Genomic DNA, 14,920 nt, shown 5'->3' on the forward strand with positions numbered 1-14,920 from the left:
GGGCCTTGCCGAAGGAGTAGTGCGGGTCCAACCCCAGCTCCTGCGGGCCGCCTCCGGGGAAGTGTTTGAGGGTGAGCGCCACGGAACTGTCCGGGCTCAGCGAGACACCGTCCTCGACCGGTCCCTGCAACGATTCCACGAGCGTCCCCATGATCGCGGATGCGTGTTCGGCGTCCTCGGTGAAGGTCTCGTGGGTGCGGTACCAGCGTGGTTCCGTGGACAGGTCGGCCATGTAGCCGTACATCCCGCGCAGGCCGATGGAGCGCCACTCCTCACCCATCACGTGGGAGAATTCCTCCACCACGGCCATGTCGCCGGTGGTCGGATCCTCCCCGGTGGCGGCGGCCTCGGCGCCGAGCGCGGCGGCCGAGATCCCGGCCTCCTTGGGGAAGGAGGTGAACGCCCCGGCGGACTCGTTGATGCCCGCGCGCGCGTCGGGGTCGATGTGGTTGCGGGCGTTGGACTTGAACAACGCGGGGATGCCCAGGCGCGTGGCCTCGCTCATCTCCTGGACGGAGTCGGTGAAATTCGCGGCCTCTTGCGGGGTGACACTGGTCGAGGCGTCGAAACCGGATTCGGAATCACCGCATTCGGCGTCGTCGGGGCCGGTGACGGTATTGCGGAAAACGAACCTGTGCATGTGTTGACGCTCGACGAGGTCGTCGGCGAGATCAGGAACGGCCCCACGTTCTCCGTCCACGCATTCGGCGTTGAGCGTGTCGATGAGCATGAGCCCGGCCATCTCTTCCAGGTCCATCTTTGCGACGAGGTCGTCGACCCTTTCTTCGACAGGCAGGCGCCAGTCCTCATAGGGGTCGAGCTCTCCGTTGTCGTTCAGGTCCCGGAAATCGGCGCCGTCGGCATCGATCACGTCCTTGACGCGTGACTCCACCTGGGGGTTTTCGTCCGCGGCGGCGACGTCCGGCACGGTGGCCGGCCCGAGGGCGACCGCTATGGCGAGAGGGATCGCCAGGGCGGAAGCGCGCGGGCCACAAGCGCGCTGACGAGGGGATTCGGTCATGTCGTGAACTTCCAATCGGGGTGGTGTGCTCAGAGTCACACCGGCCTACGGGCCCGGCAAGAAGTTGCCATATGTTGGCGTGCGCTCCATCTCGACGCCCCTGGCGGTCCATCCCCGGGGCCCACCCGGCACGCCGACCGAGGGCGGTGGCGATCGCGATAGGTTGTGCGCATGTCAGGTGAGGTCTCCGAGAACGACGACCCGGCCGGGCGGCGCTCACCCACGATCTACGACGTCGCCGAGGCCGCCGGGGTCTCGCCGTCCACGGTCTCCCGTGCCTTCTCCCGGCCGGGCAGGGTCAACGCCGAGACCGCCGAACACATCAGACGCGTGGCGCACGACCTGGGCTACCGGGCCACCCCCCTGGCGCGGGCGCTACCGGTCGAACGCACCTCGATGTTGGCCCTGGTGGTCGCCGACGCCACCAACCCGTTCCACTTCGACATCATCCGGGGCGCGCAGGACGCCGCCACCAAGGCCGGATACACCGTGCTGCTCACCGACACCCGCGAGTCGGACCTGCTGGAGCGCCAGGCCCTGGAACGCACCCTGCCGATGGTCGAGGGCATCGTCCTGGCCAGTTCGCGCATGTCGGACTCCACGATCCGGGTGACCGCCAAACAACGACCGATGGTCGTGCTCAACCGCGTGGTGACCGGGGTGCCGAGCGTGGTGACCGACATCAGCAGCGGGGCCCGACGCGCCATCGACCACCTGCGCGAACTCGGACACGACAGGTTCACCTACGTCGCCGGCCCGGAGGCGTCCTGGACCGACGGCATGCGTTGGCGGGAACTGCGCGAGGCCACCCGCGGCACCGGCCCCAAGGCGCGCCGGATCGGGCCCTTCCCACCGACCCTCGAAGGGGGAGTGGAGGCGGGACGCGCGCTGCGCCGCGCGCCCGCCGGCGCCGTGATCGCCTACAACGACCTGCTCGCCATCGGGCTCATGGGAGAGCTGATCGGGCACGGCCACCGCGTTCCGGAGGACTTCAGCGTGATCGGCTTCGACGACATCTTCGGCGCCCGGCTGGTCACGCCGGGGTTGACCACCGTCGCCGCCCCGCTCTACCAGGTCGGTTCCACGGCGGTGGGACACCTGTTGGCGGTTCTCAAGGGCGCGAAGCCCCAGACCGAGACGCCGCTGGTGGTGCCCACCTCCCTGATCCGACGCCGATCCACGGGACCGCGCGGAGGCGACCCGGTGGCGTGAGACCGGGGTCGTCCAGGGCAACTGACGGCAACTCGTTGCCGACCGTGTGACGGGGGCCTCAGCATGTGGCCATGACATCAACCGCGCCCCTGGCTCCGCACCCGGATCGTCTGCTGCCCACCGATCCCTCGGTCCGGTCGATCGCGCGACGGCTCTACCGGCACGTGCGCGAACTCCCCGTCCTCTCCCCACACGGGCACGTCGATCCACGGCTGTTCGTCGAGGACGCGGCCTTCCCCGATCCCGCCACGCTGCTGGTCACCAAGGACCACTACGTGACCCGGATCCTGCACGCGGCCGGGTTCTCCCTCGACGAACTCGGCGTGGGGCGGGAGGAGCTCACCGAAGCGGAGTCGCGGTCGATCTGGCGCGCCCTGTGCTCGCGGTGGGACGTCCTGCGGGGAACGCCGTCCAGGTACTGGCTGGAATCGGAGCTGTCGGAGATCTTCGGGGTCACCCAGCGACCCTCGGCGGACACCGCCGACGCGATCCACGACCGGATCGCCGAGTGCCTGGGCAGGGACGATTTCCGGCCCCGGGCGCTCTTCCGCGCCTTCGGTGTGGAGGTGCTCGCCACCACCGACGATCCCTCCGACGACCTGTCCGCGCACCGGTCGCTGCGCGAGGACCCCACGTGGAACGGGCGTGTCATCCCCACCTTCCGTCCCGACCGATACCTGGAGGCCGGGCAGGTCGGATGGGTCGAGGCCGTGGACCGGCTGGGCGAGGTCGCCGGAATCGACACGGGCGACTACACGGGCTACGTCCGGTCCCTGGAGGCACGCCGCCGGCGCTTCGTCGAACTCGGAGCGACGTCGGCCGACCACAGCCACTACGACGTGCGCACCGACCCGCTCGACTCGGGCGAGGCCGAGCGGATCTACCGCGCCGCCCGCGCCGGCACGGCCACACCCGAGGAGACCACGGCCTTCCGGCGTCACATGCTGCTGGAGATGGCCCGCATGTCCACCGAGGACGGCCTGGTCATGACCCTCCACCCGGGTGTGCGACGCAACCACCACACGCCCACCCTCCGGGCCCACGGCCCCGACACCGGCCACGACATCCCCGTTCGGGCCGAATTCACCGAGGCTCTGCGGCCCCTGCTGGAGCGCTACGGAACCCACCCGAACCTGCACCTGGTCCTGTTCACCCTGGACGAGACCACGTTCTCCCGCGAGATCGCCCCACTGGCCGGCTTCTACCCGTCCGTGTACGCGGGCGCCCCCTGGTGGTTCCTGGACGCGCCCGAGGCGGTGCGCCGGTTCCGCGGCGCCGTGACCGAGACGGCCGGCTTCACGCGCACCTCCGGGTTCATCGACGACACCAGGGCCTTCTGTTCGATCCCGGCCCGGCACGACATGTCCCGCCGCCTGGACAGCGGATACCTGGCCGGACTGGTCGCCGAACACCGCCTGGACGAGGACGAGGCCGCCGAGGTCGCGGTGCAGCTGTGCTCGACCATCCCCCGGGAGGTGTTCAAGCTTTGAACCAGCCCGACACCACCACCGACACGAGCACCGGCACGCTCACCCGCACCGGTCGCCCCGACCTCGAACCCGCGCCGATCCGCATCGTGCACCTGGGGTTGGGCAACTTCTTCCGCGCCCACCCGGCCTGGTACACCCACCACGCCCCCGGCCGTTGGGGCATCGCCGCCTTCACCGGACGCCGCGACGGACCCGCCGACGCGCTGCGACCACAGGAAGGGCTGTACACGCTCGTCACCCGACACGAGGACGGTGACCGCTTCGAGGTCGTGGCCAGCGTCAGCGCCGTCCACTCGGCCGTCGACCACGACGCGTGGCTGGGCTACTTCCGCTCACCCGACCTGGCCGTGGTCACCACCACGGTCACCGAGGCCGCCTACCTGTACACCCCCGGAACCGGACTCGACATCGACCACCCCGGGGTAGGCGAGGACGCCGAGGTCCTGCGACGCACCCCGACGGGTACCGTCGCCACCGTGCCGGCACGGCTCCTGGCCGGACTCCTCGCCCGCGAACGCGCCGGACTCGGACCGATCACCATCGTGCCGTGCGACAACCTGCCCCGCAACGGCGCCGTCGTCCGCGCCGTCGTCCGTGACATGGCCGCGCTCGTGGACCCCGACCTGGTCGCCGTGGTGGACCGCGCCGCCGCCTACGCCACCACCGTGGTCGACCGCATCACCCCGCACACCACCGACGAGGACCGCGCCACCGTCCTGGAACGGACAGGGGAGCGCGACGCAGCCCCTGTGGTCACCGAACCCTTCACCCAGTGGGTGATCGGCGGCGAGTTCCCGGCCGGCCGACCGGACTGGGAAGCCGCCGGAGCCGTGATCACCGACGACGTCACCCCCTACGAACAGTGCAAACTCACCCTGCTCAACGGCGGACACTCCCTGCTGGCCTACACCGGGAGCGCCCGCGGACACGCCACGGTCGCCGACGCCGTGGCCGACCCGGTCTGCCTCGACCTGCTGCGGGAGTGGTGGGAGGAGGCCCGCCCCCACCTCGACCTGCCCGAGGACGAGATCCGGACCTACCTGGACGCGCTCTTGAGCCGATGGTCCAACCCCAGGATGCGCCACCTGCTGGCGCAGATCGCCGAGGACGGGTCGGTCAAGCTCCCGGTCCGGATCCTGCCGACGGTGCGGGCCGAACGCGCGCTGGGCCGTACCCCCCACGCGGCGGCTCGGGTGCTGGCCGCGTGGGTAGGCCATCTGCGGGGCCGGGGGGCACCGGTCCGCGACCCCAGATCACGGCAAGCACGGGAGGCGGCCGCCGGCCCGATCGACGAAGCCGTCCCCCGAGTCCTGGCCCTCCTCGACCCCGACCTGGCACACGACACCACCCTGGCCGACACGATCACGCATCACCTGAGGGAACCCGGAGCCCCATCGTGAGCGTCCGCCGCCCCACCCCAGCCGCACAGAACCGAACGAGGAACCGACCATGAAGATCGCCTCAGCGGACGTCATCGTGACGTGCCCCGGCCGCAACTACGTCACCCTGAAGATCACCACCGAGGACGGGGTCACCGGCATCGGCGACGCCACCCTCAACGGGCGCGAACTGTCGGTGGTGTCCTACCTGCGCGACCACGTGTGCCCACTCCTGGTGGGCCGTGACGCCGGCCGGATCAACGACATCTGGCAGTACCTGTACCGAGGCGCCTACTGGCGGCGCGGACCGGTGACCATGACCGCCATCGCCGCGGTCGACTGCGCCCTGTGGGACATCCTCGGCAAGGTCACCGGGCAACCCGTCCACCGGCTGCTCGGCGGGGCCGCGCGCGAGGGCGTCATGATCTACGGCCACGCCAGCGGGGGAACCGTCGACGAACTCCTCGACGACGTGGCGGGCTACCTCGATCAGGGCTACAAGGCCGTGCGCGTGCAGGCCGCCGTCCCCGGACTCGACAGCACCTACGGACTGCACCACCCGGGCACCGGCCACACCTACGAACCCGCCGACGCCGCGATGCCCTCCGACAACGCCTGGCACACGCCCTACTACCTGGACTTCGCGCCGAAGATGATGAAGGCGGTCCGGGAACGGTTCGGCTACGACTTCCACCTCCTTCACGACGTGCACCACCGTCTCTCCCCCCTGGAGGCGGCCCAACTGGGCAAGTCCCTGGAGCCCTACCGGATGTTCTGGATCGAGGACGCGACCCCGGCCGAGGACCAGGAGGCGTTCCGCACCATCCGGCAGCACACCACCACCCCGCTGGCGGTGGGCGAGGTCTTCAATTCCATCTGGGACTGCCGGTACCTGATCACCGAACGGCTCATCGACTACATCAGGACGTCGGTCTCCCACACCGGCGGCATCACCCACCTGCGCAAGATCTTCGATCTGGCCGACCTGCACGGGGTGCGCACCGGTTCGCACGGGGCCGGGGACCTGTCGCCGGTCTCGTTCTCCGCCGCGCTGCACCTGGACCTGACCGTGCCCAACTTCGGCATCCAGGAGTACATGGGGCACCTGGAACCGGCCTCCGAGGTGTTCAAGACCACCTACACGTTCGAGGACGGCTACATGCATCCGGGCGACGCACCCGGCCTGGGCGTGGAGATCGACGAGGAGGCCGCGGCCCGCTACCCCTACGAACCCAGGTACCTACCGGTCAACCGCCGCCTGGACGGCTCCATGCACGACTGGTGATCGAACCGGTGAGGGGAACCGACATGACAGGCTCGAACGAGGTCGTCGAAGCGTTGGGCGCGGCCGGGATCCTGCCGGTGCTGCGCACCTCCGACCCGTCTCGGCTGCGGGACCGGGTCCACCGCCTGCGCGACTGCGGGGCGAAGGCGGTGGAACTGACCACCTCCATCCCCGGCTGGGACGATCGGCTCGCGGAGTTCACCGAGGCGATGCCGGACATGGTCTGGGGCATGGGCACCGTGACCGGACCGGGCGAGGCCGAGCGTGCGTTGCGGCACGGTGCGTCCTTCCTGGTCAGCCCCTATCCGGTGCCCGAAGTACGGCGCTCATTGGCCGGCTCCGGGACGTTGCTGATCGAGGGCGGTCACACCCCGGGGGAGCTGGCGTCCGTCGCCGCCGCGGGAATCGCCAAGGTGTTCCCCGCCCACGTGGGCGGAACCCGCCACCTTCGTTCCCTGGCCCCGGTGCTGCCGGGATGCCGGCTGATACCCTCCGGCGGGATCGGCCCGGAAGAGGTGCAGGACTGGTCGGCGGCCGGCGCGTTCGCGGTCGCGGTCGGCTCCGCGCTCTTCGAGGTCGACGACCTCGCCGGGCACTTCGCCGCGGCGCGTGAAAAGAGAGCAGAGGTGGAGCGGTGACACGGTTCCTGGCCATCGGTGAGTGCATGCTCGAACTCACCCACCGCACCGAACACGACCTACGCCTGAGCGTGGCCGGCGATACCTACAACACCGCCGTCTACCTGGCCCGGAGCACCATGCTCCAGGAAGTGGGAGTCGACTACCTGACGCTGCTGGGCGACGACCACTACAGCGACCTCGTGTTGGAGACCATGCGCGGGGAAGGTGTGGGAACGCATCTGGTGGGGCGGGTGGCAGGCGCGCACCCGGGGCTGTACCTGGTGCGCACCGACGACGAGGGCGAGCGTTCGTTCACCTACTACCGGTCGCGCTCGCCCGCGCGCGGGCTCTTCGGAGAGGGGCACGACCTGGCCGAGGGACTGAACGGTCACGACGTGCTCTACCTGTCCGCGGTGACCCTGCAACTGCTGACGGACGGGGCCGGACGGCGCCTGTGGGAGCTACTGGAGCGGGCGCGTGAGCAGGGCGCGCGCGTGGTCTTCGACAGCAACTACCGACCCGCCGGGTGGCCGAACCGGGAGGCCGCGCGGGAGGCGGTGAGCACGGCCTACGGCCTGACCGACACGGCGCTGTCGACCTTCGACGACGAGAGGGCGCTCTTCGGCGACGACTCACCCGTGGCGGCGGCCCGGCGCCTGCGTGGACAGGGGCCGCGGGAGGTCGTGGTCAAGGACGGTGCCCGCGGGTGCGTGGTCCTGGTCGAGGAGGAGACCGGCGAGGAACCGGTGCACGTGCCGGCCCAGGTGGTGGACGAGGTCGTGGACACCACGGCGGCGGGGGACTCCTTCAACGCCGGGTACCTCGCGGCGCGGCTGCGGGGGGAGAGCGCCGTGGAATCGGCTCACCGGGCGCACGCGCTGGCCGCCAGGGTCGTGGCCCGGCCCGGCGCGATCGTCGACGATCCGGAACTACCGCCGCGCGGCGCCCGGCCGTAGGCGGTTCGGGGCGGGGTCCCGGTCGAGTCTCACGCTCGGCCGGGACCTTTCTGTTCCCGTGCCCTCTCGTGGGTCGTCCGTGCGAAGTTCCCTCTGTCCCGGGGGCGTTCGTGCGTGTTACCGTTGGTAACACATGTAGGCCGCCCCTCCACCCCCGGAAGGGTCCGACGAAGGACGTAAGCGCATGAGCGAGGACACCGCCCCCACCTTCAGCCTGGAACCGAGCGAGGACGTCCGCGACGTCCGCGACTGGGCCCACGGGTTCGCCAGGGACGTCATCCGCCCCGCCGGGGCCGAGTGGGACGAGCGCGAGGAGACGCCCTGGCCGATCATCCAGGAGGCCGCCAAGATCGGCCTGTACTCCCTGGACTTCTTCGCCAACCAGTGGCTCGAACCCAGCGGCCTGGGCATCCCGGTCGCCTTCGAGGAGCTCTACTGGGGCGACCCCGGTATCGCCCTGTCCATCACCGGCACCGGCCTGGCCGCCGTCTCCGTCGCCTCCAACGGAACCCAGGACCAGCTCTTCGAATGGGTGCCGCAGATGTTCGGCACCCCCGACGACGTCAAGCTCGGCGCCTTCTGTTCCTCCGAGCCCGACGCCGGCTCCGACGTCTCGGCGATCAAGACCCGCGCCGTCTACGACCAGGCCAAGGACGAGTGGGTCCTCAACGGCGTCAAGACGTGGGCCACCAACGGCGGCATCGCCGACGTCCACGTCATCGTGGCCAGTGTGGAGCCGGAACTGGGCTCGCGCGGACAGGCGTCCTTCATCGTTCCGCCCAACACCCCGGGGCTGTCCCAGGGGCAGAAGTTCCAAAAGCACGGCATCCGCGCCTCGCACACCGCCGAGGTGGTCCTGGACGACGTGCGCGTGCCCGGCTCCTGCCTGTTGGGCGGCAAGGACAAGCTCGACGAGCGTCTCGCCCGCGCCAAGGAGGGCAAGCGCTCCAAGGGCCAGGCCGCCATGAAGACCTTCGAGGCCTCTCGCCCGAGCGTCGGCGTCATGGCGGTCGGCACCGCCCGCGCCGCCTACGAGTACGCCCGCGACTACTCCACCCAGCGTGAGCAGTTCGGCAGGCCCATCGGCGACAACCAGGGCGTGGCGTTCCTGCTGGCCGACATGGCCACTCGCATCGACGCCGCCCGCCTGCTGGTCTGGCGCGCCGCCTGGATGGCCCGCAACGGCAAGGACTTCGACAACGCCGAGGGCTCCATGAGCAAGCTCTACGCCTCCGAGACCGCAACGTTCGTCACCCAGAACGCGCTGCGCATCCTGGGCGGCAACGGCTACACCCGCGAGTACCCGGTGGAGCGCTGGCACCGCGACGCCACCATCTTCACCATCTTCGAGGGCGCCAGCGAGATCCAAAAGCTCATCATCGGCCGCACCATCACGGGCCTGCCCGTGCGCTAGGGGGCTCCTGGTCGGGGGAAGCCGTCCCGGGAGTGGAAGGGGGTGGGCGCGGACCTTGCGGATACGCCCACTACCCTTTGGCGCATGAAACCTGGCAGCGGCACCCCCACGATCACCATCCCCGGCGGATTCAACGGCCCTGACGGGTCCGGCAACGGTGGTTACAGCGCCGGCCTGCTCGCCGAACGGCTCACCCGCGTCGGGGGCACGGCCGTCCAGGTCACCCTGCGCACCCCGCCGCCGCTGGACCGTCCGCTGAGCGTGGAATCCGACGGAGAGGACGCCCTGCGCCTGACCGACGACGGGACCGAGGAGCCCGGGGGCGCCACCCTGGTCGCCGAGGCGGTGCGCGTGGCCCCCTTCGACCGCGGCGTGATCCCCGGTGGCCCGGTCTCCGTCGCCGAGGCCGAGAACGCGAGCCGGTTCTACCCCGGGTTCGACGACCACCCCTTCCCGCGCTGCTACAGCTGCGGCCCCGAACGTGAGGAGGGCGACGGACTGCGCCTGTTCCCCGGCCAGGTCCTGCCGGGCGACGGCCGCGCCAACGTCGGCAACACCGTCGCCTGCACGTGGGAGGTCGACCAGGCGGTCGACGACGGCACCGGCGCCGCCGCCTTCGCCCAGGTGTGGGCGGCACTGGACTGCCCCGGTGGCTGGTCCCACGACATCACCGGACGTCCCATCCTGCTGGGCCGCTTCACCGCCCAGGTGCTCAGCGCCCCGAAGGTGGGTCAGACCACCGTGGTCATGGGCCGGCTGGCGTCGGTGGACGGCCGCAAGATCCGTACCGGAAGCGCTCTGTACGACGCCGACGGCGGGTTGCTCGCCCAGGCCCATGCGACCTGGATCGCGCTGAGGACCTGAACCCGCCCGGCGGCCCCGCGCCGCCCCGAAACCGCTACGGTGAACCCTTGTGGCCTTCGAAAACACCCAACAGACAGTGCCCGGTGAGAACGGTGCCCCCGCCCCTCGCCGTGGACGCAACGTGCGTGGACGCGACCCCCAACGGCGCAAGGCCATCCTGGACGCCGCCGATCGGGTGATCCAGCGGGAGGGCCACGACGCCTCCATGCTCGCCATCGCCACCGAGGCGGGCATCAGCAAACCCATCCTGTACCGGCACTTCGGTGACAAGGGCGGCCTCTACCAGGCGCTGGCCCGGCGCCACGTGGACCCGCTCATCGAGCGCATCCGCGCCGAGCTGCACCAGCACACCGACTTCGAGATACGGGCCCGAGCCACCGTCGGCGCGTACCTGTCGATGATCTCCCAGAACCTCAACCTGTACCGGTTCCTCATGGACCGGGCCACCTCCGAGGACGTGCGCACCCGCAGCGACCTCGGCCTCATGGTCCGGCGTCTGGGCGAGGAACTCGCCGACCTGCTCCTCATCGAGAACCGCATCCATGGCCGACTGCGTGCCCAGATCGCCGCACACGCCGTGGTCGGCATGGTGCAGGCGGCGGGGGAGTGGTGGCTCGAACACCCCGAGGTCGGCGAGGACGAGATCATCGAGGACCTCACCGCGGCCGTGGTGGGCGCCATCCGAGGAAGTTCCAAGTGACGACGACGGGATGACCCGGGGTCACCTCGTCCGCCGGACCCGTGCGCGAAGGCGACCACGCCATCCCCGACCGGGTGGAGGCGCCGCAGAGGCACCAACACCGGCTGGACGCGCGCATCGAACAGCTGCGCGAACACCAGGAGGCCATCCGGCACAAGAGCGACCACTACCTCGGAGCGCTCCCGAAGCCGCCCGGCGTGCCTGGCGGTGCTCGACGAGGTCGCCAAGGAGACCGGTGGCAGACGCGACCAGGTGGTGCTCGCCCGGCTACTGGGCCACGACCCGGCCAACGTGCCGCTCGTGGGCGTCAGCTCGATCGGCCGGATCGACGAGGTCCTGGAGGGTGTGGATCTGCGCTTGAGCGCCGACAGCACGGGCGCCTCACCGCCGCGCACTGAAGACCGGGGGAACATGGGGGGCCATGGCCGGAGGGGTTTGGAAAACGCTTTCGGTCACGTCCTCGCGTGGAGCCGGTCCGGACGCTCGTGCCCGGGATCACGAGAAGCGCTTTCAGTCTCGGGCTCGAAACAAGAGTCGGTCCGGGCTGATGCGCGCATGGGTTCGTGTGAGCGGGGAGCGGGGCCTGCCCGACCGCGGCCTTGCGGCAGGGGGCGGTTTCGTGGGAGAAGAGTGCCTGGTGGAGCCGTCCTCCCCTGTTGGGAGCTCCCCAGATCCTCGTAATTGGCGCAAACGTCGCAAAAGTGCGCATAGCTCTGCTTTTGCGGTTTCTTGACGCCGGCGGCGGATACCTTCCCTAGGAAAGAGTGCGGCCGGACGGGCCGCCGACCCGTGGGAGGGGCCACTTGCCCGAAAGCACAGAGTCGTCCGACAGGCGTTCGGCCGCCGACGACACGGCCTACGAGCAGATCCACTTCGCCTGGGCCGAACCCACCCTCCTCGGTCGTGTCGGACCCGGACCCGCCGCCACCTCCCTGCCCGAACGCGACCAACCGGTTCTGCGCTCCTGGCGTGATCGGCTGCTGCCCGCCCTCACCGCCGACTACCGGTCCGCCCTGCCCGGCGTCGACCCCGCCGACTACCCCGAGACCCTGTGGGCGCACCACTACCCCGACGGGCAGAGCGCCCTCGTCTACCGCTGGCCCGGCGACGTCCGAGACGCCCATGCCTGGGCCATCGTCGGACCCACCAGCGGCCTCACCCTCTCGCGCATCCTGTCCCTGCACGAGAACCCCAACACCCGACCGGCGCAGAGCCGACCACCCACGCCCGGCTGGGCCACCATGCGCTCCCTGGTCACACCCCGGCCCTGGGAACTGGCGGCCGCACCCGGTGCCCTACGTACTCGCGACCGCCGCGCCGCCGAGACCCGCATCGGTGACGAACCCATCCTCGTCGGCGCGGTCGCCCGGGCCCTGGCCCACCCCGAGCGGCCCATCCACATCACCCTGGATCCGGAACAGGCCGACCTGTGGCAGGCCACCCAGCTGCGTTTCCTCTGGGGCATGCACCGGATCCTGCACGCGGTCCTGACCCCACCGGCCGCGATCCCCGCCGCCGGCTGGAAATGGTCCTTCTCCACCTATGACCCGGTCCTGGGCGGGGAGGACGGCCCGCACCTGGTCTTCGGGCCACCCGGCGATGTCGCCTCCACCGAGGACCCCTTCCCGGATCCGGCCCCGGTCGAGTACCTCAAGGTCGCCGACGGCCTGGTCACGGTCCTGCGGGAGGAGGGCGGCGACGCCCTGGTCGAACACCTTCGCTCCAGGGGTGTTCCCGAGGGGACCACCTTCGCTGCACGGCTCGACCTGCTCCACGAGTGGCTCGACCCGCGTCCGATGGCGTCCACCCGGGAGGCCGAACCGTCCGCCCCGGGACAGGAGGCCCCCGAACCCGGGCCCCCGGGAACAGGGGCGCCGGCAGCAGAGTCCCCGGAGCCGGTTGCCGCGGAAGCGGAGGTTCCGGCGGCGGGCGCTCCGAGCCTGGACACCGCAGAGGAGAACCCGGCTCCACAGGCGGCGGAGGTGGACGAGGAGGAGCTCCGGGAGGCCCCCGACCCGTTCTCCGACACCGAGGAGGGCCCCGAGGAGCGAGAGTTCCCCGACACGGAGGATCCCCTCGAACCCGAACCGCTCCCCGAGGGCCGGGAGGACTTCGAACCGGACCCGCCCGAACCGCCGGCGCGGCCCGGACCGGAGGAACACCAACACAGACCGGCCCCGGAATCGAGACCGGCCTGGACCATCGGTGCCTCCCCGGGCTCCACGGCCGCCGAGAACCCCGACCCGGCCCCCGAACCCGATCTCCCCGAACCCGAGCCCCTCGACACCGCCCCCGAACCCCACGCCACAGACCACCCCGAAGGCCGCACCCCCGCCGACGCCCCGCCCCTACCGGTCCTCGCCGAGGCCACCGGAACGGCCGCGGGAGCGGACGACGAACCACTCGACTACGCCGCCGAAACCGAACCTGAGGTCGGGGAGGGCTACTCCGACTCCGACGACAACTGGCCCACCCACTACGTCGACCTGCCGTTGGCCCGCCTGGAGCGTTGGCACCGGCGGCGCGGCCCCGAAGGAGCCCGCACCGACGTGGCCGACGTGCGCGCTGCCGTCCGGGCCGAACGCGCCGAACTCGGGCGGGTACGCGGTGAACGCGACCACTACCACTCCGAGGTCCAGGAACTACGCAGGGAGATCGCTCGTTTGGACCAGTCCTGGATCGACGCCGACCCCGCCGCCGCACGTGGACGGGGCCGCCGCCGGCCTCGCTACCTGCTCCTGCTTCTCGTCCTGCTGGTGGTCTTCGGAGCCGGTCTGGAGGCGGGGGCACGGACCGAAACCGGCGTCCTCGACCTGCTGCGCACCATCCCCGGCCTTCCCCTCTGACCCGCTCCGCCACGCTCGCTCGGGGACGGACGCACCGCCGATCCCGGATCGGGCGAATGCGTGCCCTCGGCCTTGGCTAACGTGCGGGTATGACACACGACGAACCCCGATCCGTCGAGCCCACCGGCCTCCTCGCCCCCGAGCTGTGGAAACCGATCCACGAGCTCGACCTGCCCCAGGAGATCCTCGACGATCTCGACACGAGCGGTCCCGAGGAGACCGGCGAGATCCTCCTGATGGCGAGTGAACACCTTCTCGCCAACGAGCGTCCGGACCAGGCCCGACTCCTGCTCCAGACACTCCATGCCCATCCGCCCACCCCCGAGAGCGGGCAGTACGCCCTGTTCGACCTCATCTGCCTGTATGAGGACGAAGGGAACGAGAAGGAGGCGAACCGGCTTCTGAACGAGGTCGTGAACCTGGACGAGCCGGCGCCGGGCCCCGCGGCGCTCTTCGCCGAACAGTTCGAAGCCCAGGGTGAAACGGACAAGGCGCTGCTCTGCTTCAACATCGGGGCACGCGATCACCTGGCGCTTCCGGCCGAGCAGATCGCCCACCTGAGCGCCTACGAACTGCTTCCGCTCCAGGGCCGGGCACGGGTACGCAAGGCGCTCGGGATGCCCGCCGACGGACACGATGCGCACACCCTGGCCGCGCAGGAAGCACTCCCGGCCGACCCCCTGGGGGCGGGGGACCCGTTCGACGAGCCGATCGGACACGACGAGGAGCCGCCCGCACAGCTCGTCGCCGTCCAGGCGATCTTCTCCCGCCGGGCTCTGCCCGAGGCCCTCGAACGCGGGTGGGTCTCGTCCGAACGGACCGAGGCGACCTACTTCCTCGACGCCGAGCGGGAGTTGCGCGCCGAGGCCAAGCAACGACCCGACGTGCACTTCGTCGTGCTCACCGCGGAGGTGGGCGAGGTGGCGGACTTCGTCGCCCGCACCGGGCTCGACCCGTCCGAGCCGGGAACCCTGATGGCGTGGAGCGAGGCCGAGGTCCCCGACGAGGCCGACCGTCGCCTGCCCTGGCCTCCCGAACGCAACCACCTCTGCTGGTGCGCTTCGGGACGCAAGTACAAGAAGTGCTGCGGATCCCCTTCCCTGCGCTGACCTGCCACGACGAGCACCATAGGC

General features: G+C 70.7%; 12 protein-coding genes. 11 read left to right on the top strand and 1 reads right to left on the bottom strand.

Features of this window, described 5'->3' with window-relative positions:
- A partial coding sequence (locus K8V84_RS24520) for a glycoside hydrolase family 3 N-terminal domain-containing protein (RefSeq protein ID WP_304079039.1) occupies positions 1-1,021 on the bottom strand: 1,021 nt, incomplete at its 3' end.
- Between the two features lie 171 nt (positions 1,022-1,192).
- Here K8V84_RS24520 and K8V84_RS24525 point away from each other — a divergent pair.
- The 11 genes from K8V84_RS24525 (at position 1,193) to K8V84_RS24575 (ending at position 14,896) form a co-directional block, all read left to right on the top strand.
- Positions 1,193-2,233: a LacI family DNA-binding transcriptional regulator gene (locus K8V84_RS24525; protein WP_304079041.1), complete on the top strand. Its 1,041-nt coding sequence runs from the start codon at positions 1,193-1,195 to the stop codon at positions 2,231-2,233.
- A 71-nt stretch (positions 2,234-2,304) separates the two neighbouring features.
- On the top strand, positions 2,305-3,723 hold the full coding sequence (gene uxaC / locus K8V84_RS24530) for a glucuronate isomerase (RefSeq protein ID WP_304079043.1): 1,419 nt from the start codon (positions 2,305-2,307) through the stop codon (positions 3,721-3,723).
- Positions 3,720-5,123 carry a mannitol dehydrogenase family protein gene (locus tag K8V84_RS24535; RefSeq protein ID WP_304079045.1) on the top strand — a complete coding sequence of 468 codons (1,404 nt, stop codon included), beginning with the start codon at positions 3,720-3,722 and terminating at the stop codon, positions 5,121-5,123. Before uxaC ends, K8V84_RS24535 begins: the two co-directional genes overlap by 4 nt.
- A 49-nt stretch (positions 5,124-5,172) precedes the next feature.
- Complete coding sequence (gene manD / locus K8V84_RS24540; protein WP_304079047.1) at positions 5,173-6,387, top strand: D-mannonate dehydratase ManD; 1,215 nt, start codon at positions 5,173-5,175, stop codon at positions 6,385-6,387.
- 23 nt (positions 6,388-6,410) lie between these two features.
- The gene (locus K8V84_RS24545) at positions 6,411-7,025 is read left to right on the top strand and encodes a bifunctional 4-hydroxy-2-oxoglutarate aldolase/2-dehydro-3-deoxy-phosphogluconate aldolase (protein WP_304079049.1); all 615 of its coding nucleotides are present in this window, start codon (positions 6,411-6,413) and stop codon (positions 7,023-7,025) included.
- Complete coding sequence (locus K8V84_RS24550) at positions 7,022-7,963, top strand: sugar kinase (RefSeq protein ID WP_304079051.1); 942 nt, start codon at positions 7,022-7,024, stop codon at positions 7,961-7,963. Before K8V84_RS24545 ends, K8V84_RS24550 begins: the two co-directional genes overlap by 4 nt.
- Before the next feature lie 184 nt (positions 7,964-8,147).
- Entirely contained in the window at positions 8,148-9,377 is a 1,230-nt protein-coding gene (locus K8V84_RS24555; protein WP_304079053.1) for an acyl-CoA dehydrogenase family protein, read from the top strand.
- Between the two features lie 84 nt (positions 9,378-9,461).
- Complete coding sequence (locus K8V84_RS24560; RefSeq protein WP_304079055.1) at positions 9,462-10,241, top strand: hypothetical protein; 780 nt, start codon at positions 9,462-9,464, stop codon at positions 10,239-10,241.
- A gap of 49 nt (positions 10,242-10,290) precedes the next feature.
- Positions 10,291-10,941 carry a TetR/AcrR family transcriptional regulator gene (locus K8V84_RS24565; RefSeq protein ID WP_304079056.1) on the top strand — a complete coding sequence of 217 codons (651 nt, stop codon included), beginning with the start codon at positions 10,291-10,293 and terminating at the stop codon, positions 10,939-10,941.
- Between the two features lie 803 nt (positions 10,942-11,744).
- Positions 11,745-13,787 carry a hypothetical protein gene (locus tag K8V84_RS24570; RefSeq protein WP_304079057.1) on the top strand — a complete coding sequence of 681 codons (2,043 nt, stop codon included), beginning with the start codon at positions 11,745-11,747 and terminating at the stop codon, positions 13,785-13,787.
- Between the two features lie 89 nt (positions 13,788-13,876).
- Positions 13,877-14,896 carry an SEC-C domain-containing protein gene (locus tag K8V84_RS24575; protein ID WP_304079059.1) on the top strand — a complete coding sequence of 340 codons (1,020 nt, stop codon included), beginning with the start codon at positions 13,877-13,879 and terminating at the stop codon, positions 14,894-14,896.
- Positions 14,897-14,920 lie beyond the last annotated feature (24 nt).

The organism is Nocardiopsis listeri (assembly GCF_020741345.1).
GTDB lineage: Bacteria > Actinomycetota > Actinomycetes > Streptosporangiales > Streptosporangiaceae > Nocardiopsis > Nocardiopsis listeri_A.

What these genes read in the sequence shown, in the direction of transcription:
- K8V84_RS24525 (WP_304079041.1), top strand. Translation starts at nt 1,193, where the DNA reads ATGTCAGGTGAGGTCTCCGAGAACGACGACCCGGCCGGGCGGCGCTCA.
- uxaC (WP_304079043.1), top strand. Translation starts at nt 2,305, where the DNA reads ATGACATCAACCGCGCCCCTGGCTCCGCACCCGGATCGTCTGCTGCCC.
- manD (WP_304079047.1), top strand. Translation starts at nt 5,173, where the DNA reads ATGAAGATCGCCTCAGCGGACGTCATCGTGACGTGCCCCGGCCGCAAC.
- K8V84_RS24545 (WP_304079049.1), top strand. Translation starts at nt 6,411, where the DNA reads ATGACAGGCTCGAACGAGGTCGTCGAAGCGTTGGGCGCGGCCGGGATC.
- K8V84_RS24555 (WP_304079053.1), top strand. Translation starts at nt 8,148, where the DNA reads ATGAGCGAGGACACCGCCCCCACCTTCAGCCTGGAACCGAGCGAGGAC.
- K8V84_RS24560 (WP_304079055.1), top strand. Translation starts at nt 9,462, where the DNA reads ATGAAACCTGGCAGCGGCACCCCCACGATCACCATCCCCGGCGGATTC.
- K8V84_RS24575 (WP_304079059.1), top strand. Translation starts at nt 13,877, where the DNA reads ATGACACACGACGAACCCCGATCCGTCGAGCCCACCGGCCTCCTCGCC.